The 24,100-nt window shown below is 63.3% G+C and carries 23 protein-coding genes; 18 read left to right on the top strand and 5 right to left on the bottom strand.

Features of this window, described 5'->3' with window-relative positions:
- Positions 1-6 precede the first annotated feature (6 nt).
- Positions 7-2,361 carry an FdhF/YdeP family oxidoreductase gene (locus ACODSO_RS04335; RefSeq protein ID WP_489035300.1) on the top strand — a complete coding sequence of 785 codons (2,355 nt, stop codon included), beginning with the start codon at positions 7-9 and terminating at the stop codon, positions 2,359-2,361.
- A gap of 104 nt (positions 2,362-2,465) precedes the next feature.
- On the opposite strand, the gene ACODSO_RS04330 is transcribed toward ACODSO_RS04335, so the two are convergent.
- Positions 2,466-3,284, bottom strand: coding sequence for an oxygenase MpaB family protein (locus ACODSO_RS04330; protein WP_489035298.1), 819 nt, complete (start codon positions 3,282-3,284; stop codon positions 2,466-2,468).
- 86 nt (positions 3,285-3,370) lie between these two features.
- On the opposite strand from ACODSO_RS04330, the gene ACODSO_RS04325 reads away from it, so the two are divergent.
- Positions 3,371-3,988 carry a TetR/AcrR family transcriptional regulator gene (locus ACODSO_RS04325; RefSeq protein ID WP_068379302.1) on the top strand — a complete coding sequence of 206 codons (618 nt, stop codon included), beginning with the start codon at positions 3,371-3,373 and terminating at the stop codon, positions 3,986-3,988.
- A 65-nt stretch (positions 3,989-4,053) separates the two neighbouring features.
- Here the strand turns inward: ACODSO_RS04325 and ACODSO_RS04320 are convergent, their stop codons facing one another.
- Positions 4,054-4,767 carry a GntR family transcriptional regulator gene (locus ACODSO_RS04320; RefSeq protein WP_489035296.1) on the bottom strand — a complete coding sequence of 238 codons (714 nt, stop codon included), beginning with the start codon at positions 4,765-4,767 and terminating at the stop codon, positions 4,054-4,056.
- Positions 4,764-5,906, bottom strand: a complete 1,143-nt coding sequence (locus tag ACODSO_RS04315; RefSeq protein ID WP_489035294.1) for an acyl-CoA dehydrogenase family protein — start codon at positions 5,904-5,906, stop codon at positions 4,764-4,766. Before ACODSO_RS04315 ends, ACODSO_RS04320 begins: the two co-directional genes overlap by 4 nt.
- A gap of 161 nt (positions 5,907-6,067) precedes the next feature.
- Here ACODSO_RS04315 and ACODSO_RS04310 point away from each other — a divergent pair, with 161 nt between their 5' ends.
- Together ACODSO_RS04310 and ACODSO_RS04305 are read left to right on the top strand one after the other, a co-directional pair.
- The gene (locus tag ACODSO_RS04310; protein ID WP_489035292.1) at positions 6,068-7,564 is read left to right on the top strand and encodes an aldehyde dehydrogenase family protein; all 1,497 of its coding nucleotides are present in this window, start codon (positions 6,068-6,070) and stop codon (positions 7,562-7,564) included.
- Positions 7,565-7,568: 4 nt separating this feature from the next.
- Positions 7,569-8,504: an oxygenase MpaB family protein gene (locus ACODSO_RS04305; RefSeq protein WP_489035291.1), complete on the top strand. Its 936-nt coding sequence runs from the start codon at positions 7,569-7,571 to the stop codon at positions 8,502-8,504.
- Here the strand turns inward: ACODSO_RS04305 and ACODSO_RS04300 are convergent.
- Positions 8,454-9,509, bottom strand: a complete 1,056-nt coding sequence (locus ACODSO_RS04300; RefSeq protein ID WP_489035289.1) for an alpha/beta hydrolase — start codon at positions 9,507-9,509, stop codon at positions 8,454-8,456. The genes ACODSO_RS04305 and ACODSO_RS04300 overlap by 51 nt on opposite strands.
- Before the next feature lie 94 nt (positions 9,510-9,603).
- On the opposite strand from ACODSO_RS04300, the gene ACODSO_RS04295 reads away from it, so the two are divergent.
- Entirely contained in the window at positions 9,604-10,548 is a 945-nt protein-coding gene (locus ACODSO_RS04295) for a DUF808 domain-containing protein (protein ID WP_489035287.1), read from the top strand.
- Here the strand turns inward: ACODSO_RS04295 and ACODSO_RS04290 are convergent.
- On the bottom strand, positions 10,542-11,852 hold the full coding sequence (locus tag ACODSO_RS04290) for a TetR/AcrR family transcriptional regulator (protein ID WP_489035286.1): 1,311 nt from the start codon (positions 11,850-11,852) through the stop codon (positions 10,542-10,544). The genes ACODSO_RS04295 and ACODSO_RS04290 overlap by 7 nt on opposite strands.
- Positions 11,853-12,082: 230 nt before the next feature.
- Here ACODSO_RS04290 and ACODSO_RS04285 point away from each other — a divergent pair, with 230 nt between their 5' ends.
- From ACODSO_RS04285 to ACODSO_RS04225, 13 genes are all read left to right on the top strand, one after another.
- A complete protein-coding gene (locus tag ACODSO_RS04285; RefSeq protein ID WP_489035284.1) occupies positions 12,083-12,868 on the top strand; it encodes an enoyl-CoA hydratase-related protein in 786 nt (261 codons plus the stop codon).
- Complete coding sequence (gene fadD5 / locus ACODSO_RS04280; RefSeq protein WP_489035283.1) at positions 12,865-14,409, top strand: fatty-acid--CoA ligase FadD5; 1,545 nt, start codon at positions 12,865-12,867, stop codon at positions 14,407-14,409. Before ACODSO_RS04285 ends, fadD5 begins: the two co-directional genes overlap by 4 nt.
- Before the next feature lie 3 nt (positions 14,410-14,412).
- Positions 14,413-15,222, top strand: coding sequence for an MlaE family ABC transporter permease (locus tag ACODSO_RS04275; RefSeq protein WP_068379271.1), 810 nt, complete (start codon positions 14,413-14,415; stop codon positions 15,220-15,222).
- On the top strand, positions 15,222-16,085 hold the full coding sequence (locus ACODSO_RS04270; protein ID WP_489035281.1) for an MlaE family ABC transporter permease: 864 nt from the start codon (positions 15,222-15,224) through the stop codon (positions 16,083-16,085). Before ACODSO_RS04275 ends, ACODSO_RS04270 begins: the two co-directional genes overlap by 1 nt.
- Positions 16,082-17,218 (top strand): MCE family protein, encoded by a 1,137-nt coding sequence (locus tag ACODSO_RS04265; RefSeq protein ID WP_489035279.1) that lies wholly within the window; start codon positions 16,082-16,084, stop codon positions 17,216-17,218. Before ACODSO_RS04270 ends, ACODSO_RS04265 begins: the two co-directional genes overlap by 4 nt.
- Positions 17,219-17,247: 29 nt before the next feature.
- Complete coding sequence (locus ACODSO_RS04260) at positions 17,248-18,231, top strand: MCE family protein (protein ID WP_489035278.1); 984 nt, start codon at positions 17,248-17,250, stop codon at positions 18,229-18,231.
- The gene (locus ACODSO_RS04255; RefSeq protein WP_489035276.1) at positions 18,228-19,238 is read left to right on the top strand and encodes an MCE family protein; all 1,011 of its coding nucleotides are present in this window, start codon (positions 18,228-18,230) and stop codon (positions 19,236-19,238) included. Before ACODSO_RS04260 ends, ACODSO_RS04255 begins: the two co-directional genes overlap by 4 nt.
- Positions 19,235-20,308: an MCE family protein gene (locus ACODSO_RS04250; protein WP_489035274.1), complete on the top strand. Its 1,074-nt coding sequence runs from the start codon at positions 19,235-19,237 to the stop codon at positions 20,306-20,308. Before ACODSO_RS04255 ends, ACODSO_RS04250 begins: the two co-directional genes overlap by 4 nt.
- Positions 20,305-21,324, top strand: a complete 1,020-nt coding sequence (locus ACODSO_RS04245; protein ID WP_489035273.1) for an MCE family protein — start codon at positions 20,305-20,307, stop codon at positions 21,322-21,324. Before ACODSO_RS04250 ends, ACODSO_RS04245 begins: the two co-directional genes overlap by 4 nt.
- Positions 21,321-22,526, top strand: a complete 1,206-nt coding sequence (locus tag ACODSO_RS04240) for an MlaD family protein (RefSeq protein WP_489035272.1) — start codon at positions 21,321-21,323, stop codon at positions 22,524-22,526. Before ACODSO_RS04245 ends, ACODSO_RS04240 begins: the two co-directional genes overlap by 4 nt.
- Positions 22,523-22,993 carry a hypothetical protein gene (locus tag ACODSO_RS04235; RefSeq protein WP_489035271.1) on the top strand — a complete coding sequence of 157 codons (471 nt, stop codon included), beginning with the start codon at positions 22,523-22,525 and terminating at the stop codon, positions 22,991-22,993. The genes ACODSO_RS04240 and ACODSO_RS04235 overlap by 4 nt, the downstream gene beginning before the upstream one ends.
- A gap of 235 nt (positions 22,994-23,228) precedes the next feature.
- A complete protein-coding gene (gene mihF / locus ACODSO_RS04230) occupies positions 23,229-23,543 on the top strand; it encodes an integration host factor, actinobacterial type (RefSeq protein WP_026347388.1) in 315 nt (104 codons plus the stop codon).
- A gap of 50 nt (positions 23,544-23,593) precedes the next feature.
- The gene (locus tag ACODSO_RS04225; RefSeq protein ID WP_489035268.1) at positions 23,594-24,076 is read left to right on the top strand and encodes a cation:proton antiporter regulatory subunit; all 483 of its coding nucleotides are present in this window, start codon (positions 23,594-23,596) and stop codon (positions 24,074-24,076) included.
- Positions 24,077-24,100: the final 24 nt, after the last annotated feature.

Raw genomic sequence — 24,100 nt, 5'->3', positions numbered from 1 at the left:
CACCGCGTGAGCGACTACGACGAGGCAGATCTGCACATCGAGAAGCCGAAGACTCACGCGGCGGGACCGGTCGCCGTCGCAGTGTCGATGAAGCGATCACTCGGGCACATGGGTGCGGTGCGCACCGCGAAGACGCTCCTCGACCTCAACCAGGCCGAGGGCTTCGATTGCATGAGCTGCGCGTGGCCGGATCCCGACCCCGGCCACCGCCATGCCGCCGAGTTCTGCGAGAACGGCGCCAAGGCCGTTGCCGAAGAGGCGACGACCACGCGTGCCACTCCGGAATTCTTCGCGCGGCACAGCATCGCCGAGCTCGACGCCCGCACCGAGCACTGGCTCGGTCAGCAGGGCCGCATCACGCACCCGATGGTCAAACTTCCCGGCGCGACGCACTACGAACCCATCGAATGGGATGACGCCTTCCGCCTCATCGGCGACGAGTTGAATGCCCTCGACAGTCCCGACGAGGCACTCTTCTACACGTCGGGACGCGCCTCCAACGAGTCTGCGTTCGTCTACCAGCTGTTCGCCCGCGCGTTCGGAACCAACAACCTTCCCGACTGTTCCAACATGTGCCACGAGTCGACGTCGTTCGCCCTGCAGGAGACCATCGGCATCGGCAAGGCCAGCGTCACCCTCGACGACGTGTACGACGCCGAGCTCATCATCCTGGCCGGCCAGAACCCCGGTACCAACCATCCCAGGATGCTCTCCGCGCTGGAGAAGGCCAAGCAGAACGGCGCGAAGATCATCTCGATCAACCCGCTCCGGGAAGCGGGCCTACTGAATTTCAAGAACCCCCAGACCGCACGGGGCATGGTAGGGCCCGGCACCGACCTGTCTGACTACCACCTGCCGATCAAGATCAACGGCGATCTTGCGCTCTTCCAAGCCATCGGATCGTTGCTGCTCGAGTGGGACTGCATCGACCACGAATTCGTCGAGACGTACACCGCAGGATTCGACGAATGGCGCGAGCATGTCGCGTCGGTGGACTGGGATGTGGTCACCGACGCAACGGGTTTGACCGTCGAACAGATCACCGAGGCCGCACAGATGCTGCGTGACTCCAAGGCCACCGTGTTCTGCTGGGCGATGGGCCTGACGCAACACCGCAATGCCGTCGCCACCATCAAGGAAGTCACCAATCTCGCTCTCGCGCAGGGAAACATCGGCAAGCGCGGTGCCGGACTGCTGCCAGTTCGTGGACACTCCAATGTGCAGGGAGATCGCACGATGGGAATCTGGGAGCGGGTTCCGGAGCACTTCCTCGACGCCATCCAAAGCGAGTTCGGCTTCGATCCGCCTCGCAAACACGGCCTCGACACCATCGATTCCATTCGAGCGATGCGCGACGGCAAAGCACACTTCTTCCTCGGCCTCGGCGGCAACTTCGCCCAGGCGACGCCCGACACCGAAGTGACGTTCGAAGCTCTGCGCGGGATGCGCATGACCGTCCACATCTCCACCAAGATCAACCGATCACACCTGGTCACCGGAGATACCGCGTTGATTCTGCCGACTCTGGGGCGCACCGAGAAGGACGTGCAGAAGTCGGGGCCACAGTGGATCTCGGTGGAGGACTCGACATGTTCGGTGCACTCTTCCCGTGGGCCGTTGACACCGGCGAGCGAGCACCTGCGCTCGGAGATCGCGATTCTGACGGGAATCGCCGAGGCGACCCTGGGAGATCGCTACGGGATCGACTGGAAGAACATGCGGGAGGACTACCGCAACATTCGCACCCACATCGCCCGCGTCGTCAACGGTTGCGAGGGTTACGAGGTCAACGTGCGGCGGCCCGGCGGCTTCATACTTCCGCACCCGCCGCGGGACTCACGGACGTTCGAGACACCGTCGGGCAAAGCAGAATTCACATCCTCGCCCATCGATGTTCTGCACGTTCCCGACGGGCACCTGCTGTTGCAGACCCTCCGCAGTCACGATCAGTTCAATACGACTATCTACGGACTGAGCGACCGGTATCGCGGCATCGAGGGCGGCCGACGCGTCGTCTTCGTCCATCGCGAGGACATCGCAGCGCTGGGCTACCGTGACGGCGACTTCGTGGACCTGGTGACGACGTGGGATGACGACGATGTCGACCGGAGTGCTTCGAACTTCCGCATCGTCGAGTACGACACCCCGCGCGGGTGCGCTGCGGCGTACTACCCGGAAACCAATCCTCTGGTGCCGCTCGATTCCACCGCGACGGACAGCAACTGCCCCACGTCGAAGTCCGTTGTAATACAACTGGTTCCGGCCGGCACCTCGGCAGTCGCCGACAAGGGCGGACACCAGGACGAGATTCGTTCGGACGAAGGCCACAAGAAGCACCCGCAGCCGCATCATCTCAGTTAGGCCCTCCGGCCCAGTGCGGTGAGGCCCTCCGGCCCAGTGCGGTGAGGCCCTCCGGCCCAGTGGCGCGGTTAGGTGCACCCCAGTGCACTCAACCGTGCCACTGATCAGACAAGCGAACGACCCTGCTTGATCCTGGTCCGGACATCCCACAGCAGAATGTTGAACGGCATGTTCCGGATCACCTGGGGCGTGAACCTGTTCACCACTGCGAGGCTGCCCATCAGCCGATCGAAACGCCTCTGCTTGACCGGATCCCACGGCAGTTCCATCTCGTCGCGGAACCGCTCGGGCAGGAATCCCGTGGTCACGAAGCGCATGAACGGGCCGATGAACGGATGTAGGATTTTCGGTTTGACGAACGTCGCCGACGCGATGCCGTAGAGGTACTTTCGGATGGTCGGGTCTATGTGCACGTCGTTCAGTGCTGTGTTCCAATACTTTTCGAATGTGACGCGGTCGGACGGCCACATGTCGCGCGGCATCTGCAGCGTCGAACCCAACACGTGGCATCGCTGATACATCTCGTCGAGAGATTCCGCATCCGGTTTGCCGTACAACGCGTTGTGGACGTCCTCGAACCCTCTGTACAGACAGGCCGCGACCCACAGCTGCAGGTTCGGATCGAATGCGTTGTACTTCACCGGACTGTCGGAGGTGGACTTCACCGAAGCGTGCGAACGATTTGTTGCCTTGCGGTATGCGGCTTTGACGTCGTCCTCTCCCATCCCCGCTACCGCCAGATAGGACAACGTCGTACGAGTTCTCTTCACCGGATGCCGGTTGATCTGGCCGCTCTCGACCGTGCTCTCGTACACCCCGTACCCGACCGCTGGATGCGCCAGCTGCATGATCACGTTGGCACCACCGGCGAGCAGACCGACACCCGTCATCGATTTCCGGAGTAGTTCGTTGTCGACTGCCATGGCGAATCCTTCTGATCGGATATCTGCATACGTTCGTGTGCAGATGACGTTAGGTGAGTCCGACGAACGGTGTCAAGATGTTGTCCATGCCCGAATCACCCCGGACCTACGGCGGAGTCGACGGCTCGGCCCGGGTCGCCGAACGGCGTCGCATGCTCGTCGAGGCGGGCCTCGACCTGTTGGGAACGACCGAACCCGAGCTGACTGTGCGAGGTGTGTGCCGCCGATCCGGAGTCGCCTCGCGGTATTTCTACGAAAGCTTCGCCGACAAGAACGCGCTGATGGAAGCCGTGTACGACCGGGTCATCGGTGACATCACGACGACCGCCCTCGCCGCAGTCTCCGCGTCGGCCGACACCGAACGCGAACGCGTCCACGCCGCAGTCCATGCCATCGTTCGATCGGTCGCCGAGGATCCACGCCGCGGGCGTGTGTTGTTCTCGGCGACGTTGAGCAACGACGTCCTGGCCGCGAAACGAGCCGAGTCGACGAAGATGTTCGCGGCCCTTCTTGCCGCCCAGGCCAACCAGTTCTACGGCACCTCCGCGAACCGGCAGCAAGCTCTCACAACCCATTTCGTCGTAGGAGGTTTCGCACAGGTACTGACGGCGTGGCTCGGCGGCGAACTCGATCTCGACGAGGGTGCGGTTGTCACCCAGTGCACGGATCTGCTGCTGGCCGCCGCACCCTACGCGTCGCCCTAGTGGTGCGGCACTGCGCGCTCTGGTGCACTCGACCGCGCCACTGAGGCCCGAGGATCCGTGAATCGCTAGGACCGAAGTCCCACCCGCTCGCGGTAGGCGACCAAATGCTCCGCCCCGTCCGCGAACTGCCGACCCATCAGCTCACCGGCGGCATCGACGTCTCCGCGCGCGAAGGCGTCGATCAACGCGTCGTGACCGGCGACGGCGTCTCGACCCCACGACTCCGACGCCGAGTACAGCTTGGTCGGCGTGTAGCGAATCGCACCGTAGAGGAACCACGCCAGCTTTCGCCCGCCCGCGACTCTGTTGACGAATCGATGGAATTCGAACACGCACGTCTCGACTGCATCGGGATTTGCGTGCACAACGGCCTCACGAAGCCGAGCATTGAGACCCGTCAGCTCCTCGATCTGCGACTCGGTGATCACTCGTGCCGCTCGGCGGGCCAGCTTGCTCGCGATGGCGCCCTGCAGCCAGAAGATGTCCTCGATATCGTCACGGTCGAGCTCCCCGACGCGGTAGCCGCGATTGGGCACCTGCTCGACGAGACCCTCCCCACGCAGCGACACCAGCGCCTCCCGCACCGGCGTGGCACTGACCCCCAGTTCCACAGCCGTGTCGTCGATCCGCACGAACACGCCGGGCCGTAGCACCCCCGACATGATCTGGCTGCGGATATGCGCGGCAACGTCCTCGGACAACTGCGGTCGACGCCTCAGCCCTTTCACCACCAGCCCTTTCACCGCCGGACCCTCCGTCGCCAGTTCCGGTGCAGTCACAGCCCGTAGGTCTTGCCGATGATGTCGCGCTGAATCTCGTTGGTACCGCCGTAGATCGACGAGACGAGCGTGGTTCGGACGTGCTTCTCCATGTCGAACTCGGTGGCGTAGCCGTACCCACCCATCATCTGCATGCCCTCGAGCGCGACCTTCTTGGCCGTCTCGGTGAGCTTCAGCTTCGCCATGGACGCTTCCCGAGGGAACAGCTTGTCGGGGTTCTCGTCGACGAGCCGGGCGACGTGATAGACCAGCAATCGACCGCATTCGATCTCGGTGGCAAGGTCCGCAACCCGGTGTCTGAGGGCCTGAAATGTTCCGACGGGCCGACCGAACTGCTTACGTTGGGTGATGAACTGGAGAGTGTCGTCGAATGCTCTCTGCGCGGTCCCGAGCATCATCGCCGCCAGAATCAATCGCTCGATGTTGAGCCCGGTCATGAGCTGCGACCACCCTTGACCTTCGACTCCGACAACCGCATCCTCGGGCAGTACGCAGTCGGTGAAGTAGAGGTCGTTGACCTCCTTGCCGCCCATCGTGTCGATCCCGACGATGCTGAGGCCGTCCGCATCGGCGGGCACATCGAACATCGTCATCCCCCCGTGCTTGCCCTCACCGCGGCCAGTTCGGGCTACCAACAAGATCCGGTCCGCGAAGTGCGCGTTGGAACACCACGTCTTCTGGCCGTTGATCAGCCACCCGTCGCTTGTCTTCTCGGCGCGGCAGCTCAGATTTCCGACATCCGAACCGGCCTCCGGTTCGGACATCGAGATCGAGTAGCTCTTGCCTGCGACGATTCCGCCGAGCACTGCCTCTTTCTGCGTGGGTGTTCCGAACTTCCCGTACGCGGCTCCGGTGATGAGCGTGGGTCCGATTCCGCCGATCGGAGCCATTCCCTTGGCTGCCTGTTCGAGAAGAATGCACATGTCGACCGTGCTGCCATCGGCGCCGCCGAACTCCTCGGGGATGGTCGCTCCGAGCCACCCCAGCTCGGCCATCTTCTCGTAGAGGGCCTGGTTGTGTGAATGCGTGCCGTGTTCGGTGAGGGCATCCCGCTGTTCGCGGGTCCCCGCCTCCCGCGCGCAGAATGCTGCGACGGCTTTGGCGAACGACGCTTGTTCCTGGGTGAAGTCCGTACTCATGGTTGCTCCAGACGGTAGAGGGATCCGTCGGTGCCCCTAGGGGTTGTCATCGACAGGTCACGACGCATAGTGTGAGCTTCACAACAGTAAATCACATCAAATATATGTGATGCGATCTATCGGACTGATCGAAATACCGAGCCTGCGGAGGATGCACACCCATGACGGACCAGGTCGTAGAGATAGAAGCCCGCACCTTCGACAGCCTCGATCCACGAACGGGCACAGTGCTCGCCAGCTACCCCGTCGACGGCGAGACCGAGGTTCGCGTGGCAGTCGAACGCGCCCGATCCGCAGCCAGATGGTGGGACATCCAAGGCTTCACCGGTCGCAAGCGGTGGCTGCTCGAGTTCAAGAGCGCCATAGCCAAGGACGCCAAGAGCCTCGCCGACGTCATCGCCGCCGAGAGCGGCAAGCCGGCCGAGGACGCGATGCTCGAGGTCATGTTGGGCGTCGAACATATCGACTGGGCTGCCCGTAATGCAGAGAAGGTGCTCAAACAGCGCAAGGTGTCCTCCGGCCTCATCAGCGCGAACCAGCAGGCATTCGTCGGCTACCGGCCCTTCGGAGTCGTAGGCGTGATCGGACCGTGGAACTACCCGCTCTACACACCGATGGGGTCCATCGCGTACTCGCTCGCGGCGGGAAACACCGTGGTGTTCAAGCCGAGTGAGCTCACCCCGGGCGTCGGAGTCTGGCTTGCCGAGAAGTGGAATTCGCTCGCCGCGGCGCATCCGGTGTTTCAGACCGTCACCGGCGACGGGTCGACCGGGACGGCACTGTGCACCGCGGGCGTCGACAAGATCGCATTCACCGGATCGACCGCGACAGCGAAGAAAGTCATGGCCACGTGTGCGGCATCGCTGACTCCACTTGTCGCAGAATGCGGAGGCAAGGATGCGATGCTCGTCGGCGCCGACGCGGATATCGACGCGGCCGTCGAGTTCGCGACGTTCGGCGCCATGGGCAACGCCGGTCAGACATGCGCGGGAGTGGAACGCATCTACGTCGCAGCACCGGTGTACGACGCCTTCGTGAACAAACTCACGACGTCGGTGAAAGCACTGAAACCCGGTGGCGCGGCTACCTCGTCGTATGGCCCGATGACGCTCGGCAAGCAGAGCGACATCGTCCGGTCGCAGATCGAGGACGCCCTCGCCAAGGGCGGGCGCGCGGTACTGGGTGGACTGGAATCGCTGCACGGTCCGTACATCGACCCGGTCATCCTGACGGACGTGCCGGAGAACTCGACCGCCATCACCGAGGAAACGTTCGGACCCACTGTGGTGGTGAACAAGGTCCGCGACCTCGACGAAGGTATCGAGCGTGCGAACGCGTCGTCGTACGGTCTCGGCGCGTCGGTGTTCACCAAGGACACAGCTGCGGGCCGCCGTGCGGCAGACAAACTCGACTGCGGTGTCGTCACTGTCAACTCGGTTCTCGGATTCGCTGGAATCCCTGCCCTTCCGTTCGGCGGTACCGGCGACTCCGGCTTCGGACGAATCCATGGCGCCGACGGCCTCCGTGAATTCAGCACCGTCAAATCCCTTACCGTACAGAAGTTCGCCGCACCCCTGAACTTGCTGACCATGCAGCGCAAAGCACGCGATCTGAAGATTTCCGCGCTCATGCTCAAGCTGCGGCACGGCCGAGGCTGACGACATGGATATCACGCCGAAAAGAGGCCGCTACGGCTGGCTTCGACGCATCGAAGAGCTGGACCCGGTGGCGGACTGCCACACTATCCACCGCATCACCGCAGGCTACGAGTTTCCGTGGGACTACACGCGGGCGCTCGAGTTTGCACTGTTCCGAACCTATTGTGTGCCCAGCATTTCCGAGCTTCTCGAGAAGACCGGCGAATTTCGGGACCGTCCACAGAAGCGGTACGACGACACCTCGCTTCTGATGGCCGAGATGCTCGAACACGGGTACGACTCCGAACGTGGTCGCGAGGCGCTTCGCACGGTCAATCGAATGCACGGGAAGTACGCCATCGACAACGACGACATGCTGTACGTCCTGACCACGTTCATCTACGAACCGATCGACTGGATCGACAGCTACGGATGGCGCAGGTTGCACCCGAACGAGCGCCTCGCGGCGTTCCACTTCTACCGTGAAGTCGGAATCCGGATGGGTATCAAGAACATTCCGGAGTCTTTCACCGAGTTCGCGAAGTTCAAGCTCGACTACGAGGAGCGCACGTTCCGCTTCACCGAGGACAACCACAAGGTCGGCACGTACACCCTCGAGCTGTTCTGCTCGTGGTTCCCCACGGCCGTGCACCCAGCGGTACGGCAGGGTGTCTACGCGTTGATGGACGACAGGATGGCCTCCGCGTTCGGCTTCCCCGCCGGCTCCCCCGGCCTGAGGCGCATGGCCGAGGCAAGCTTGCGCTTGCGGGCACGCGGCGAGCGCTTCCTGCCTACACGCAAGCACTCGCGCAGCACCGACGACGCCAAGAACAAAACCTACCCCGGCTACCCGGGCAACTACCGTCCGAAGGACCTGGGCGCCCTGAACTGCCCTTACTCGTCGGAGACCTCAGCCGAAAGCCTTACCCGCCCAGCCGTCGAGCACCCCGCGAAACTCTGACGACAGGGGCAGCGGAACGTTGATGTCGAGGCCGGTGGCCGGCAACGGCCCCAACTCCGCAAGCATGTGCGACGCGTTGATCAACCGCGCGTAGTCGACGTCGGTCCCGGCGAGCGCGTCGAACAGTCGGTCCGTCTGCCCGCACGAGACGTTGAGATCCTTCTCTGAGCACGTCAGCAGCACATCGGTACCCGCTGGAAGAGTTTGCGCCACAGCCGCCGGGTCCACCGCGTCCGCTTCGGCAAGAAACTGCGCGTTGCTTCCACTGAACCCGACCGCGGCCAGCACCTCGTCGTCCGGATAGGGCAGCGAACGCCCCGCACGCAACGCGGCGATAGTCTCGTCCAGACGGCCACGCAGTCCATCGGCGTCGGCCGGGAGGAGCTGCCCCGAGGCGACGGCCGCGTCGAAATTGCGGTTCAGCTGTGCATGAAGAAGATCGAAGTATCGAAGGGACAGCGGCGCCAGCAGTCCGAGCTTTCCGATGTCGGGGATGCGTTCGGTCAGTGCCAGCGCAGTGAGGCCACCTTCGCTGTGTCCGAACACCGCGAAGTCGTCGCCGCGAATCCCGGTGTGGTCGGTGAGGTATTCGGCTGCGGCTTCGGCTCCGTCCACCTGCTCGGTGAAACTGGGCAGGTCGGCCGGGTCGAAGCCGGTTCGTCCGCTTCCGATCTTGTCGAAACGCAATGTGGTGACGCCACGTTCGGCCAGTACCTCGGCGACGTACGCGAGCGTGTTCGGCGTGATGCCGCCGTCGACGTAGTTGCCGTTGCGATCGATCGGCCCACTACCCGGGAGTATCAGCGCGGCGCCTCGACGTTCACCGACCGCTTCGCGGATGCTTCCGTAGTAGGTGGTCCCGTCGGACTCGAATTCGATCTCGCTGTCGGCCGCTGCATCGGGCGACCACGGGACGTTGATCGGCGCGGCATTCGCAGTCGCACCTCCCACCACGACGAGCAACGAGACGGAAAGCCCCAGGACCTTCTTTCGGGTCAGCATCATATGACGCATGCTAACAATTCGACTTGACCAAAGCATTACCTAAGCACGCGGTATCGTTCATTCACATGCTCGAGACAATTTCAGGAGGCCAGTGATGGCGGGTGGACTCGTTGCCCTGTTGGACGACGTTGCCGCGCTCGCGCGACTCGCAGCGGCCTCGATCGACGACGTCGGGGCAGCAACGGGGAAGGCGACGGCCAAGGCCGCGGGCGTCGTGATCGACGACGCCGCGGTAACGCCCCAGTACGTACGCGGCCTTGCCGCCGAACGGGAACTGCCGATCATCAAGCGCATAGCGATCGGCTCGCTCCGCAACAAGTTGCTGATCATCCTCCCGATCGCACTGTTGCTGAGTCAGTTCCTCCCCTGGCTCTTGACGCCGATCCTGATGCTCGGCGGCTGCTACCTCGCGTACGAGGCGGTCCACAAGATCTGGGGCGTCGTCTTCGGCCATGGCGCACACCATGCAGAGGCTGCCGACGAGCCCAAGGACGAGGACAGCGTCGTCTCCGGCGCAGTGCGCACCGACCTGATCCTTTCTGCCGAGATCATGGTCATCGCCTTGGATACGATTGCATCCGAGGGATTTTGGAATCGGCTGATCATTCTTGCGGTCGTCGCTGTCGTCATCACCATCGTCGTGTACGGCGTCGTCGGACTGATCGTGAAGATGGACGACATCGGACTTCGCCTCGCGGAGCAATCGTCTGGATTCGTCGAGAAATTCGGTCGCGGTCTGGTCAAGGCAATGCCGAAGGTCATGTCGGCTCTCAGCGTGGTAGGCACCGCCGCGATGCTGTGGGTGGGTGGCCACATTCTTCTCGTCGGGATCGACGAACTCGGATTCCATCCGCTCTACGAACTGGTCCACCACGGTGAAGAGGCCGTTCGCGGCATCGCCGGAATCGGTTCGATCCTTGCCTGGATAGTCAATACGCTGGCGTCGGCGTTGCTTGGCTTGATCGTCGGCGCCCTGGTCGTTGTCGCGCAGCTGGGTGTAACCAAGATTCTCGACAAGCGAAGAGCTGCCGCTCACTGACCCATCAGAGTTGTGATCATCAGCTGACGCACCCGACCCGCCGGGCCAGGCGAGAGATCGAAGTGCACGAGGCGGCCCATATCGAATACCAACCCCAGGGCCGCGTGCACCAGGAATCTCGCCTGCACCGCCGTGATGTCTGGGCGCGCGTCGCTGAGCAGTTGCGCCCACTTCTCGATGTTCAACCGCTGCAGGTTGCGCAGCGCGGAGCGCTGTTCCTTGGGAAGATTACCGATCTCCGCGAAATACACGGCCATGAGTTCGCTTCGCTCGAAGGACAACTCGAGATACAGATCGACGAGAGTCTCGATCGCATCCTCGGTTGTCGTCGACTGCGCGAACGCCTCGTCGAGCGCCACCGTCAACCCGTCGCTCGCGCGTTGGAACGCGGCGGCAAGGAGATCGGATTTGCTGGCGAAGTACCGGTACACGCTCGATGCGTTGATTCCTGCAGCGGCACCGATGTCCTCGATACTCACGCTGTGGTAGCCGTGACGATAGAACAGCCGAATTGCCTCGTGAAGCAACTCTTCTCTCTTCGACTCGTATCTGCCGGCGGATGTATCCGCCGGCGGACCATCGGTGAGCTCCGGCAAGTTCACTGCTAGAACGCCACGAACCGTGGACAGCAGCAGCGATTCGATCTGCTTGGCGGACAACACCGACCGATGCGCGGTGATGCTCGCGACCACACTGATCGCTGCGGCCGCAACGGTCGACGCGTCCGCCTCCGATAGTTCCGGACGCAACTGCATCAGCGGAGTGCGTACACGCTGGTTCAGTATCGTGACCGAGCGCCGCAGCGCGAGCCGGTCCGCGGGAGCGAGGTAGCGCCCCTCCCACCGATACAATCCGCCGGTTCGCCGATTGTCGATGGTGGTATCGATGATCGCCGTCATGACGGCGTCGAGCCGTTCGCGCGGATCCTCGGAATCGAATTCGAGATCTGTTGCAGTGAGCAATGTTCCGGAGAGCCCCATGACCGTGTGCACGAACAGCGCGTACTTCGTCGGAAAGTGTCGATACAGCGCGGGCCCCGAGATATCGAGTGTTGCCGCGATGTCGTCGATCCCCACGGCGTGATACCCGCGTTCGCTGAATGCCTCGGCCGCGGCGGACAGGATCTGAGCTTTGCGATCCTTGGGCCGCCGGCGGGGGGCAGGAGTGGAGCCTGCGGAATGACCGGGTAGGGCGGGAGTGGAGCCTGCGGAATGACCAGGTAGGGCAGGAGTGGAGCCTGCGGAATGATTCGAGGTTATTCCACATCCGGCATCGGTCATGGTTCCACCTCTCTCGTTCGCCATCTGCGCCCCTCGGCCAGGTTACTCGCAGACCATTGCACCGTTGCAGACCGCTGCCCCGCTTCCCGACCGAGAAGTACGTCTCGGCGAATGTACTCGCACGAGTTCGATGTATGTCATGGATTCCTTGACATCAACGATGATTCGAGTGCTAAGTTAGCGGCAATTCGCATATCGCTCGTGTTCGCGTTGATCGCACAACATCGCACAACTCCGACCGAAACGGCTGCACCATGACAGCTCCAGGACTTCGAACCGAACTCTCCGACGGCATTCTCCGCGTCACCGTCGATCGACCGTCGCATATGAATGCGCTCGACGACGCCACGTGCGCAGCGCTGATCGCGGCATTCGAGTTCGACGACGTTGATGTTCGCGTCGTAGTGCTCACCGGTAGCGGAGGCTCCTTCAGTACCGGCGCCGACGTCGTCGAACTTGCTACCGCCACACCCGCCAGCGACGCCGAGGCGCGGCACGCAGCCGAACATACGATGCACCGTGCAGGAGCATTGGCCCGTGCGATCACCAGTTGCCCGGTGCCCGTCATTGCGCAAGTCAACGGCCCGGCAGTCGGGATCGGTGCGTCGATGGCATTGGCATCGGACTTGATCTACGCGAGCGAGGACGCATATTTCCTGTTCGCCTTCAGCAAGATCGGTCTCATGCCCGACGGGGCGAGCAGTCTGCTCGTTCCGGCGGCGATCGGACGCGCGCGAACCAACGCGCTCATGCTTCTCGCGGAGCGGATGCCGGCCGAGGAGGCATTCGCAGTCGGCCTGATCAACGACGTTCTGCCCGCCGACGAGCTCGGAGCCCGCGTCGACGCGGTGGCCGCGAGGCTCGTCCGTAGCCCTCGGCGAGCCCTTGAACTGACCAAGAGATCCATCACCGATTCGACGCTGGCGCTTCTCGACGATGCGCTGCGCCGAGAAACCGAGGGACAGATCGAATTGCTTACATCACCTGAGTTCATGCAGCGGGTAGCTGCACTCGCGTCGCCGCAGAAGAAGGGGGCATGACCGTGTTGGACGAACCACAGCGTTCTCGCCGCAACAACTGGAACAACCAGGTACGACGCCACGCGCTGATGCAACCGGATGCCGTCGCCCTGCGCTTTCAGGGCGCGTCGACATCCTGGTCGGAGTTGTCCGATCGTGTCGATCGATTTGCCGGCGTCCTGAGCCGACGAGGGGTCGGCTTCGGCGACCGCGTATTGATTCTGATGCTCAATCGCCCCGAGTACCTCGAAGCTGTACTGGCAATCAATGCGTTGGGCGCACTTGCGGTTCCGGTGAACTTCCGTATGACACCGCCCGAGGTCGCGTTCCTGGCACAGAACAGCGGCTCGCACCTCGTCGTCACCGACGAGACATTGTCACCGCTCGCCGATGCCGTAGTCGCACAGGTGGATTCCCTCACCGAGAAGATAGTCGTCGGCAAGGAGTACGAGGCTCTTCTCGCCGACTCCGAGCCTGCGGAGCCCGTGGACGTCCCGGACGACGCCCCCGCGCTCATCATGTACACCTCGGGTACCACCGGCAGGCCGAAGGGCGCCGTCCTGACGCACGCCAACATGCAAGCCCAGGCATTGACCTGCATTCGGGCGCTGCAGATGCACGGAATCGACGAGGTCGGATTCTGCGCGTCACCGATGTTCCATATCGCCGCTCTCGGCAGCTTGGCGCCGAGCCTGCAACTGGGTATCCCGACCGTCGTGTATCCGGTCGGCGCATTCGATCCGGCAACCCTCCTGGACGTGCTCGCCGCCGAGCGCGTCACCACATTGTTCTTGGTTCCCGTGCAGTGGCAGGCCATGTGCGCCGAGCAATCACGCAACCCTCGAGACCTGAACCTGAGAGTCATTTCGTGGGGTGCGGCCCCGGCGTCGGACACCGTGCTCGAGGCCATGGCCGCGACTTTCCCGAATGCACAGAACGTGGCGGTGTTCGGCCAGACCGAGATGTCGCCCATCACCTGTGTGCTCGACGGCGAGGATGCTCTACGCAAACTGGGTTCGGTAGGGCGCGTCATCCCCACGATTGCGGCACGCGTCGTCGACGACGAGATGAACGATGTCGCGCCCGGCGAGATCGGTGAAATCGTCTATCGCGGGCCGACTATGATGCAGGGATACTGGGAGAACCCGGACGGCACCGCCGACGCGTTCCACGGCGGCTGGTTCCACTCCGGCGATCTGGTCCGTCAGGACGACGAGGGGTTCGTGTTCGTCGTCGATCGCAAGAAGGACATGATCATCTCGGGCGGTGAGAACGTCTACTGCGCCGAGGTCGAAAACGTACTGTTCGGGCATCCACGCATTCTCGAAGCAGCCGTCATCGGACGTCCCGACGACAAGTGGGGCGAAGTACCGGTCGCCGTGGTAGCACTGAAGGATTCCGAAGACCTCACGTTGGACGAACTCGTCGTATGGCTCGGTGATCACCTGGCGCGCTTCAAGCACCCACGGGAGCTCGTCATCGTCGATGCGCTCCCCCGAAACGCAAGCGGTAAGGTCGTGAAGGTTGCTCTGCGTCAATCGCATTCGACCACGCCCGCCTGACCGGTGAGTTTCGAACTTCCCACCGCCACATCGCCGGCGCGCGATCTCGCGAACCAGGTCGGCGGCCTACTCGCGTTCTCGGTGACGGCATTGTCGCGGACAGTCACCACGATTCTACGACGACGGTTGTCTCTCGAAGAGACGGTCACGCAAGCATTGTTCGTCGCACGGGTGTGCACCGTTCCGGCTCTGTTGCTGATGCTCCCGATCGGGGTACTGATCGCAGTCTCGGTCGGCTCACTCGCCGGAAGATTGGGCGCCGGTGCCTATTCCGGTGCCGTCGTCGCCTTCGTGGTCGTCGGTCAGGCTGCAGCGCTCGTCTGTGCGTTGATGCTGGCAGGAGTCGCGGGCTCGGCGATCTGCGCAGACCTGGGCTCGCGAACCATCCGCGAGGAAATTGCTGCTATGGAGGTGATGGGCCTCGATGTCGTGGAGCGTCTCGTCGTCCCCAGGCTCATCGCGTCGATGTTCGTCGCGGTGGTCGTGTGCGGCATGGTCACCGCCGTCGGCGTCGGCGCCTGCTTCTTCTATCAGGTCTTCGTCGCCGATCAATCCGCGGGTGCGTTCCTCGCCACGTTCAGCGAGTACGGGCGGGTGTCCGACTTCGTGATGGCAATGGTCAAATCGGTGTGCTTTGCGGTGACATCGACGCTGATCGCGTCGTTCAAAGGTCTGCACGCCAAGGGCGGTCCGAGCGGTGTCGCCGACGCTGTCAACGAGGCCGTCGTGCTCGCGTTCGTCATGGTGTTCGTGGTCAATACCGTTCTCTCCCAACTCTATGCGGTCGTCGTGCCCGCGGTCGGGACTTACTGATGGCCTACGTCCTGAGAGGCTCGGACAGCCTTCATCGCCTGAAAAGGCGAGGCCGCGCTGCCACCACGGCATTCGCCGAACTGGGCCGTCACATGACGTTCTTCGCCGAGACCGTCGCGGCCATTCCCTTCACACTGCGGCGGTATTCCAAGCACGTGGCGCAGCATGTGGGTGAGGTCAGCTTCGGGTACGCCTCGCTGCTCGCGGGTGGGGGAACGATCGGAATTGTCTTCGCAATGTCCGCCGTCGCCGCAATGATGGTCGGTGTCGAGACATACCGCGGCCTCGAGTTGATCGGGTTGACGTCGTTGTCCGGCTTGCTGTCTGCCATCGCGAACACCCGTGAACTTGCACCCGTCATCGCCAGCATCGCCCTTGCCGCCAAGGTCGGCACGGGATTCACCGCGCAGCTCGGAGCAATGCGCATCTCCGACGAGATCGACGCACTCGACTCGATGGCCGTACGTCCGATTCCCTTTCTTGCCACGACACGCGTGATCGCAGCCGTAGTATGCATCGTGCCGATCTACATGGTCGGCCTGATCTCGACGTTCGTCGCAACACGCTTGGTCGTCGTCACATTCGGCGGCAGTTCGGCAGGAACCTACGACTACTACTTTCACCTGGCTCTCACTCCGGCGGACCTGATCTACTCGGTCGTCAAAGCCGCGGTATTCGCCATCATCGTTGCACTCGTGCACTGCTCCTATGGTTTTCACGCCTCCGGTGGTCCGGAGGGAGTCGGCCGGGCCGCCGGGCGAGCACTGCGCACCTCCATTCTCGCGATCGGAATCACTGACGTCTTCCTTACCTTCGTGCTGTGGGGAATCGTTCCCACCGTTCCTGGACTCGGTGCATCGTGACAGCTCCCCCGCGGAGGCTCGGGCCGAACCGCGCTTCTCTCGTCGTTCGCGGAATCACGGCAAGCGTGGTGATCGTCGCGGCCGCTGTCGCCGCTGTCGCCTACGGCGGTGGCGCTTTCGACCGTGGTACCGCCGTGCATGTCGATATCCCAGCTTCCGCAGGATTGCTAATCGGCGAGATCAGTGTGCAGTACAACGGGGTTCAGGTCGGAACAGTCGTCGATATCGACAGCGGTATCGAAACATCGACGGTGACGATGCGGATCGACGCCACAGATGTGCCCGCATCCTCGATGGTGCGGGTCGTACCTCGAACTCTGTTCGGAGATGTGTACTTACGGCTCGTCGACGACGGCTCCGATCCCGGCCAACTTGCGTCCGGTGACGAACTGGCGATGGATACATCGACCGAGGCAGTTCAGCTGAGCGAGGTCTACCGCCGCGTCACGAGCCTGTTGGACAGCCTCGAACCGGCCAAGGCACAGATCGCCCTCACCGAGATCAGCACTGCCTTGCGGGGCCGTGGCGATAGTCTCGGCGCCACGATCGATCGGCTTGCTTCGCTCACCGCGGTGCTCGAACCTCGCGCACAGTCGGTCATCGATCACACTCCACAGACGCGCAAGGTCGCCGACGCCTTCGCGGAGGCAACGCCCGATATCCTTGCCACCGTCGAGGCGACGACGGCTCTCTCGCAGACCATGCTCGCCCGATCACGCGGAGTCGAGAATCTGCTGACCAACGCAGCAACACTTGGTAATTCTGCGTCGATTGCCGCCCAGGAGAACACGTCGAACTCGATCACAGTGATCCACAACGGTGCACCGGTGCTGAGGACAACCGCGGAGAACTCCTCGGGGCTGGGCGCGACCCTCGACATGTTCGAGCCGTTCGGAGCGGCCGGTGCGAGGATCTTCGCGAGTGGCCGGTTCGACATCACCGCTGTCCCCGACTTCTCCTCGCCGCTACCGTATACCGCTGCGCACTGCCCGAAGTACCCCGGACTCGACGGTCCGAATTGCGCGTTGGCCGAAATTCAGGACACCGCAACCACAACCCCGCAACCGTTGAATCCGGCCAGCACGATACTGCTCGCTCCCCTGCTCCGCGGCACGGAAGTGAGAATCCGGTGACCTCGCTACGACGTCCACTGTTCGCACTCATGGCATTCACGACGGCCGGGATTCTGTCCACGATCGTCGTCACCAACACGCTCAGTGTCCCGGTGGCCGGGGACACGACGACGCACACAGCCGAGTTCGCTGGAGTCGAAGGCTTGCGTGCAGGCAACGACGTCACCCTCGCGGGGGTCAGGATCGGCAAGGTCGGCGGCGTGGAATTCACCACCGTCGGTTCACGATCCACCGCCGTCGTCACGTTCGACGTCCAGAAGTCGGTGCCGATCGCCGCCAACGTCACCGCCGCAATTCGGTACGGCGACATGCTCGGCGCACGGTACCTCGCCTTGGTGACTCCGGATGATCCGGCCGGAACACTCGACGATGGCGACAGCATTCCGATCGATCGCACCTCACCGCCGGTAGACCTGACTGCGCTGGTGAACGGCTTCAAACCCCTGTTCGACGCCATCGAACCGGCACAGGTCAATGCGTTGGCTCGCTCCATCACGGATGCATTCAGCGGCGAGGCAGCAACCGTCGACTCGCTGCTTCGCCATATCGCATCCGTCACGAATGCCCTGGCAGACAACGAACAGGTTCTGAACGATCTGATCACCGACCTCGATTCGGTTCTGCAGGTGATGGATTCGCGCGGAGGCGACATCACCCGACTGATCATCGGGCTGACCGAGATGAGCCAGGTCGTCGCCGACCGAAACGCCGCCGTGATCACCGTGCTCGACGACGGCTCCGGCGCGGTAGATGCTCTTGCCGACCTCCTGACGAGCACATCCGGTTCGCTCGACCGGACCGTCACCGATCTGACCGCGACCACTCGGTCATGGATTCCCGAGACAGCGCAATTCGATCGGACCATGACGGTGCTCCCCGAACTGGCACAGTCGATCAACCACCTGGGTGACTACGGCGGCTGGCTGAATCTGTACACCTGCAATTTCACCCTGAAAGCCGGTGAGGCCGAGGCGAACATCTTCGGTGGAACGCACACGGAGATCTGCCGATGAGTATCGCACGCCTCGGGTCGATCGGAATTGTGGCTGTCATTGCACTTCTTGCATCCGCCCTGCTTGTTCCACAAGGATGGTATCTGGTTCGAACCAGTTCCTACACAGCTCAATTCGCCCACGCAGGAGGATTGGCGGAATCCGATCCGGTGTTCGTCGCCGGTGTCCCTGCGGGTCGCGTCGACAGCATCGACCTTGCGGGCGACCACGTCGACGTACACTTCCGACTCGACCGCGACCGTACGCTGGGGCACCGAACCACCGCCGCCGTGAAGCTCAGGACCATCCTCGGCAAGCGGTATCTCGACATCGTCCCCGACGGCACCGGATCCGTCGGCGACAACAGGACCATTCCGACCGAGCGCACCTCCGTCCCTTACTCGCTCGACGACATCGGCGCAAAGGTCCAGTCGGTCGCCACCGGACTCGACGTCACAGCGCTCGCGTCGATGGTATCCACCCTGCGCGAGACAGTGCCCTCGGATCGTGCCGTCGTGTCCGACGCGCTCACCGGCGTCAGCGCGGCCTCGGCGATGCTGGCACGCAACGACGAGAAGATTGCCAGTCTGCTCGAAGCCGCGACATCGCTCACCACGTCGGTCGCGGCCGAAAGCGAATCGATCGGCATACTGCTCGGCAACGCGCGATTGGTTCTGGAGACGCTGTCGGATAGGCGAAATGCCATCAGCGCCCTGGTGACCGACCTGCGCACGGTTGTCGAGTCGGCGTCGGTCTTCCTCGATGGCAACGCCACCGAACTCGATCAGCTCCTCATCGACATGCGCTCTGTCACCGACACACTCGACCGAAACGGACGCAACATCGACACTCTGCTGAGGACGCTCCCCGCTGGGCTCCGAGCCGTCACCGATGCCACCGGAAACGGGAACTGGGTCGATGTCTCTGCCCCTGCCGGGCCGCTGCCCGACAACCTGCTCTGTGCACTGGGCATATTCGACGGTGACCCAGCAGGCTCCACTCCCGGGATGCAGGGGTGCAGCGGATGAAGATTCTCGCAGCCCTCGTCGCCGTCGGGTCCGTTGTCGGAGCCTGGTTCGTCTTCTTCGCCTCCGACGACAGCATCACCGTCACAGCGGATTTCTCCTACATCAACGGAATCTACCCGGGCAGCCCCGTGCATGTTCTCGGTGTTCCGGTCGGCACGGTGGATGCAGTCGACCCCCAGGGAACGTCGGTACGAGTCACGATGAGCGTGGCCTCCGGAGTCGACATCCCAGCGGATGCGGGAGCGTTCGTCATGAATCCATCAGTAATCAGTGACCGTTTCGTCGAACTCGGGCCCGCATACCGGGGCGGTCCGACTCTGGGCGAGGCAGTGATCCCCGTCGAGCGCAACCGCTCACCGATCAACTGGGACCAGCTCTTGGAGAGCGTGAACACCGTCGCCAGCGCCCTCGGCACACAGCCCTCCGCAGGCTCGAGCGGGATCGGGTCCGCACTGGACATCGTCGCCGATGGGACTGCGGGCCTCGGACCGGAGATCAACGATGCCATCGGCAACATCTCACGAGCGACAGCCGTGGTCGGCGGAAACAGCGAGGAACTCGGCACCCTCATCGACAACATCGACCGACTGATCGGTGCCGTCGCCTCCCGTCAAGGCGCCGTCGAGTCGATGACCGATTCCCTGTCGCAGCTGGGCGCTGAGATACAGCAGCAGGACCTCGACATCGGCGAACCCATCGCGCAAGTACGCTCGATGTTCGATCACCTCGACCGTCTGTTGGTCGACCGCGGCGAAGACCTCCGCGCGGTGCTGCAGAACGCCAGCACACTGACCGGGCAGTTCGCCGCACAGGATGCACAGTTCGCCGAACTCGTGGACCTGCTTCCGCTCATGATGGAGAACATCGGCAACACCATCGGCGATGACCAGCGCGCTCGAATCCGGTTGAACGTCTCGACCGACCTGGACCAGTTCGCCGTCGCCGTCCCACTGTGTCGTGAACTGGCGTTGCCGATATGCACCGGAGCGGGTATCACCAATCCGATCTCTGTTCCGATCAGCACCTCGAATCCACTCGGGCTCGCGCAGTTGTTGGGAGGAGGGCGATGAGACAGTTGGTCCCACTGATCGCGAGTTGCCTCCTTCTCTCCGGATGCGGCCTCGGACTCGGCCAGCTACCCATTGGTCGATCGGCCGAAGGCGACGACTATCACGTCGTCGCGAATTTCCCTCGCGCCGACCGCATCCGGCTCGGCACCGAGGTCAGGGTCGGCCAGCAACTGGTGGGACGGGTACACGACCTGTCGACGGACGGCACTCACGCGCTTGTCGGACTGAGTCTGTCCCGGTCGGTTCCACTACCCGCCGACGTGACCGCCTCCCTCGAACTGCCGTCGGCACTGGGGGAACCCTATGTACGGCTGACGCTTCCGCAGGATCCTGCCCAGCACACGTTGACCGACGGCGCCGTTCTCGACAACACCGCCATCGGACCGGAACTCGAATCATCACTCGCCACTCTGGGTCTGGTCCTCAACGGCAGCGGACTCGACCAGCTGCAGACGATCATGACCGAGATCAACGACGCTTTCGGTGGCCGCGGCCCGGAGATTCGCGAACTTCTTCGCAGCGCCGACAGAATTGCCGCGAACGCGGCTGATCACCAGGGCGAATTCGATCGGGTACTTGTCGCGGCGGGGGCGGTATCGGCGACGCTGGCGGACAACAGGGCTGCGCTCGACACCGGTCTCACGGTGGCTGCGCCGACGATGGAGTTGCTCGTACGCCAGCGAGACCACATTGCCTCGATTCTCGAGTCCACCTCGTCGTTGGCATCGTCGGCGCAGGATCTGTTCGTGGACGATCAGGATCGACTCACGACGGGCGTGCACGATCTCGCCGACATCGTGAGTTCGATTCAGGGATTCAACGATTCGGTGACTCCGACGCTCGCCAACATGAATCAGTTCATCGACGGTTTCAACGGCGCAGTTCATGGCGACTACCTCGTCTTCGACGGCGCCCTCGACCTGCCGGAGACGGTCGGAGAGCTGATGACGGGCGGACGCGTCGCCGACGTTCCCGCGACACTGCAGGAATTGCTCGTGCCGGGGGGACCCGCATGAGCAGGGGCGTGCGGATTCAGCTGGTGCTGTTCGTCGTCACTGCTGTCCTCGCTGTGGTCGTCGGCAGCAACTATGCGCTCGGCTCGCAGTCTCTCCGCGGATCGATCGACGTGGTCGCACCGATGACCGACGCGATGAACCTCGGCGTCGGCGCGGGCGTCACGTATCGCGGTGTCGCGGTCGGCACCATCACCGACATCTCGGTGAGGCCGTACGGCGCGAATGCCCATCTCGCGCTGGATCCAGACACACGGATACCCGTCGGATCGACGGCGAAGGTCACCACCAGCAACGCACTGGGAATCATGAGCCTGGACATCATGCCCAGCAGCGCGGATGGTCCGTTTCTCGCAGACGGCGACACCCTCGACGTCCCGCCCGAGCTTCACCCGCTACCGCTGGACGAATTGTTGACGCAGATGGCAGCGCTCATCGACTCGATCGACCCCGCGTCCATCACGACGCTGAGCGAGACCGTCGGAACCGCGCTCACCGGCACGGGCGCCGCTCTGAATCAACTGTTCGACGACGTGGACACGCTCGGTCTCCTGCTCGAGTCCCACGCCCCGGCGCTCGCGAACATCGTCGATTCCTCGCTGCCTATGCTCGACGCCGCCGCGGCACAGGCGGACGGCGTCGCCGGCGCAGCCACAGCGACACGGGACGTCACTCAGCAGCTTCTCGCGCAGCAGCCGTCCTTGATCTATCTCGTGGATCGATCACCGGACGCGCTCCTTGCAACCAGTCGACTGCTCGACGACACGCGCGGGACCGTCGGCGCGTTGATGACCAACCTCGTGACCGCCACCGATGTGCTCGGGGACCGCACACCCGCGCTGTCTGCATTCCTGACGACCACGCCGGAAACGCTGGAGAAGCTGACGTCCATCGTGCACGGCGACCGTGGAGATTTCACGCTCGTGGCCACCCAGGGCCCGGTCTGCTGGTACGACACCGAGCGCCGAACCGTCGGCGACGAATCTCCGCGCGATCCCGACCTGTCGCTCTACTGCCCACCCGGGGACGACCTCGCGCAGCGAGGTTCTGCGAACGCCCCACGACCGAACGATCTCGGTCTATCGGGCGCGACCTCGCCGGGCAACGTCACCGGGCCACCTGTCGTCGACGATCCCCTTCTCATCCCGACCGGGGTGGAGGCGCTCGACTACTGGAAGAAGCTCCTGGAAGGAGTGCAGAAGTGACAGTACGGAAAAGCGTGGCCGCGCTCGTGATCCTCGCTCTCGCAACCGGTGTGGCCGTTCTCGGCTACCTCCACCTGGGCGACCGCAAGCTCGACGACCTACGGGCGACGGCATTGGCGTCGGCGACGCAGTTCACCGAGGAACTCGCGACGTACAACTTCGACGACTCGGGCGCGAACCTCGACCGCGTCACGGCCGTATCCACCGACGAGTTCGCGCAGACGTACCGCGACGTGTCCGGGAAACTTCAAGGGTTGCTGACGAGCGGGCAGGGCTCCTCGACGGGACACGTTGTCACCGCAGGGATCGTCGAGATAGACGACCGAAATGCGCTCGTCGCGGTGTTCCTCGATCAGGAGGTCCGCAACCTGTCGGTACCCGACGGCCGCACCGATTCCTCGCGCATGGTGATCGGTCTCGAGCGCGTCGGCGATCGATGGTTACTTGCCTCAGCGGAGCCCCGGTGAGACGGCAGCGAGGACGCTCAGTGACATGATCGCAGGCCTGTCGAGAAGGCCGAAGTGCTGGTCGGGGCACACCCCCAATCACAAAGCACGTAGCCTGACTGAGAAGGTACGGTGGCTCCAGTTCGAATGACATGCGTGTCGTTCGAAAAGATTGTCGGAGCCACCAGGCACGATGCAAGAGGGTCCCGACCATGTCACCAAAGCGACGGGTCACCACTATCGAGGAGATAAGGCCATGGCTTTACCAGTATTGACTCCGGAACAGCGCACCGCGGCTCTGGCCAAGGCTGCCGAGGCGCGCACCGCCCGGTCGAAGCTGCTGGCCGCCGTCAAGTCCGGCGAGCTCAGCGTCGCTGACGTTCTCGCGAAGGCCGAGAACGACGAAATCGTCAAGAAGACCAAGGTGTCCGCCCTGATCAAGGCACTTCCGGGTGTCGGTTCGGTGCGCGCCGCACAGCTGCTCGAGCAGCTGTCCATCGCAGATACCCGCCGCATCGGCGGCCTCGGCGCGAACCAGCGCGAAGCGCTGCTGGCGGCCGTCGCGTCCTGATACAGGGCTTGTGCGGTACAGGTCACACTCGACGGGGCTAGCATTTCCCCATGAACGTCGAAGTGACCCTGCTGCCCGGGATCGGGGTGCGGAAAGATTTCGCCCTCGCATCCGGGCGCCGCATCGGAGTCATCACCCGCAAGGACGGCGCGAACGAGCTCATCGTGTCGCGCAAAGATGACCCCGACGCAACACAGGCGTCCATCACCTTGAGCAATGAGGAAGCGGCGGCGCTGGGCAATCTGCTCGGCACGCCGCAACTCATTGCTCAACTCGGGGAAGAGCATCGCGATCTCCCCGGCATCAACACCCGCCAGCTCCCGATCCGCGAAGGTTCGCGGTACGACGGTCGAGCTCTCGGCGACACCACCATGCGCACCAGAACCGGCGTTTCCATCGTTGCGGTGATGCGCGCGGGCCAGGTGCAACCATCACCAAAACCGGACTTCACACTTACTGCGGGTGACTTGCTGGTCGCTGTCGGTACAGCGGACGGTCTCGACGCAGCCACCAAACTTCTCGGCAACAACTGAGACGGACGGGGCGAGAAGAGACGG

The organism is Rhodococcus sp. FG69, assembly GCF_057808915.1.
This window is presented reverse-complemented; position numbering and strand designations above follow the sequence as displayed.

What these genes read in the sequence shown, in the direction of transcription:
- ACODSO_RS04250 (WP_489035274.1), top strand. Translation starts at nt 19,235, where the DNA reads ATGAAGATTCTCGCAGCCCTCGTCGCCGTCGGGTCCGTTGTCGGAGCC.
- ACODSO_RS04260 (WP_489035278.1), top strand. Translation starts at nt 17,248, where the DNA reads ATGGCATTCACGACGGCCGGGATTCTGTCCACGATCGTCGTCACCAAC.
- ACODSO_RS04290 (WP_489035286.1), bottom strand. Translation starts at nt 11,852, where the DNA reads ATGGCGAACGAGAGAGGTGGAACCATGACCGATGCCGGATGTGGAATA.
- ACODSO_RS04295 (WP_489035287.1), top strand. Translation starts at nt 9,604, where the DNA reads ATGGCGGGTGGACTCGTTGCCCTGTTGGACGACGTTGCCGCGCTCGCG.
- ACODSO_RS04310 (WP_489035292.1), top strand. Translation starts at nt 6,068, where the DNA reads ATGACGGACCAGGTCGTAGAGATAGAAGCCCGCACCTTCGACAGCCTC.
- ACODSO_RS04285 (WP_489035284.1), top strand. Translation starts at nt 12,083, where the DNA reads ATGACAGCTCCAGGACTTCGAACCGAACTCTCCGACGGCATTCTCCGC.
- ACODSO_RS04240 (WP_489035272.1), top strand. Translation starts at nt 21,321, where the DNA reads ATGAGCAGGGGCGTGCGGATTCAGCTGGTGCTGTTCGTCGTCACTGCT.
- fadD5 (WP_489035283.1), top strand. Translation starts at nt 12,865, where the DNA reads ATGACCGTGTTGGACGAACCACAGCGTTCTCGCCGCAACAACTGGAAC.
- ACODSO_RS04225 (WP_489035268.1), top strand. Translation starts at nt 23,594, where the DNA reads ATGAACGTCGAAGTGACCCTGCTGCCCGGGATCGGGGTGCGGAAAGAT.
- mihF (WP_026347388.1), top strand. Translation starts at nt 23,229, where the DNA reads ATGGCTTTACCAGTATTGACTCCGGAACAGCGCACCGCGGCTCTGGCC.
- ACODSO_RS04305 (WP_489035291.1), top strand. Translation starts at nt 7,569, where the DNA reads ATGGATATCACGCCGAAAAGAGGCCGCTACGGCTGGCTTCGACGCATC.
- ACODSO_RS04300 (WP_489035289.1), bottom strand. Translation starts at nt 9,509, where the DNA reads ATGATGCTGACCCGAAAGAAGGTCCTGGGGCTTTCCGTCTCGTTGCTC.
- ACODSO_RS04255 (WP_489035276.1), top strand. Translation starts at nt 18,228, where the DNA reads ATGAGTATCGCACGCCTCGGGTCGATCGGAATTGTGGCTGTCATTGCA.
- ACODSO_RS04270 (WP_489035281.1), top strand. Translation starts at nt 15,222, where the DNA reads ATGGCCTACGTCCTGAGAGGCTCGGACAGCCTTCATCGCCTGAAAAGG.
- ACODSO_RS04245 (WP_489035273.1), top strand. Translation starts at nt 20,305, where the DNA reads ATGAGACAGTTGGTCCCACTGATCGCGAGTTGCCTCCTTCTCTCCGGA.
- ACODSO_RS04325 (WP_068379302.1), top strand. Translation starts at nt 3,371, where the DNA reads ATGCCCGAATCACCCCGGACCTACGGCGGAGTCGACGGCTCGGCCCGG.
- ACODSO_RS04315 (WP_489035294.1), bottom strand. Translation starts at nt 5,906, where the DNA reads ATGAGTACGGACTTCACCCAGGAACAAGCGTCGTTCGCCAAAGCCGTC.
- ACODSO_RS04330 (WP_489035298.1), bottom strand. Translation starts at nt 3,284, where the DNA reads ATGGCAGTCGACAACGAACTACTCCGGAAATCGATGACGGGTGTCGGT.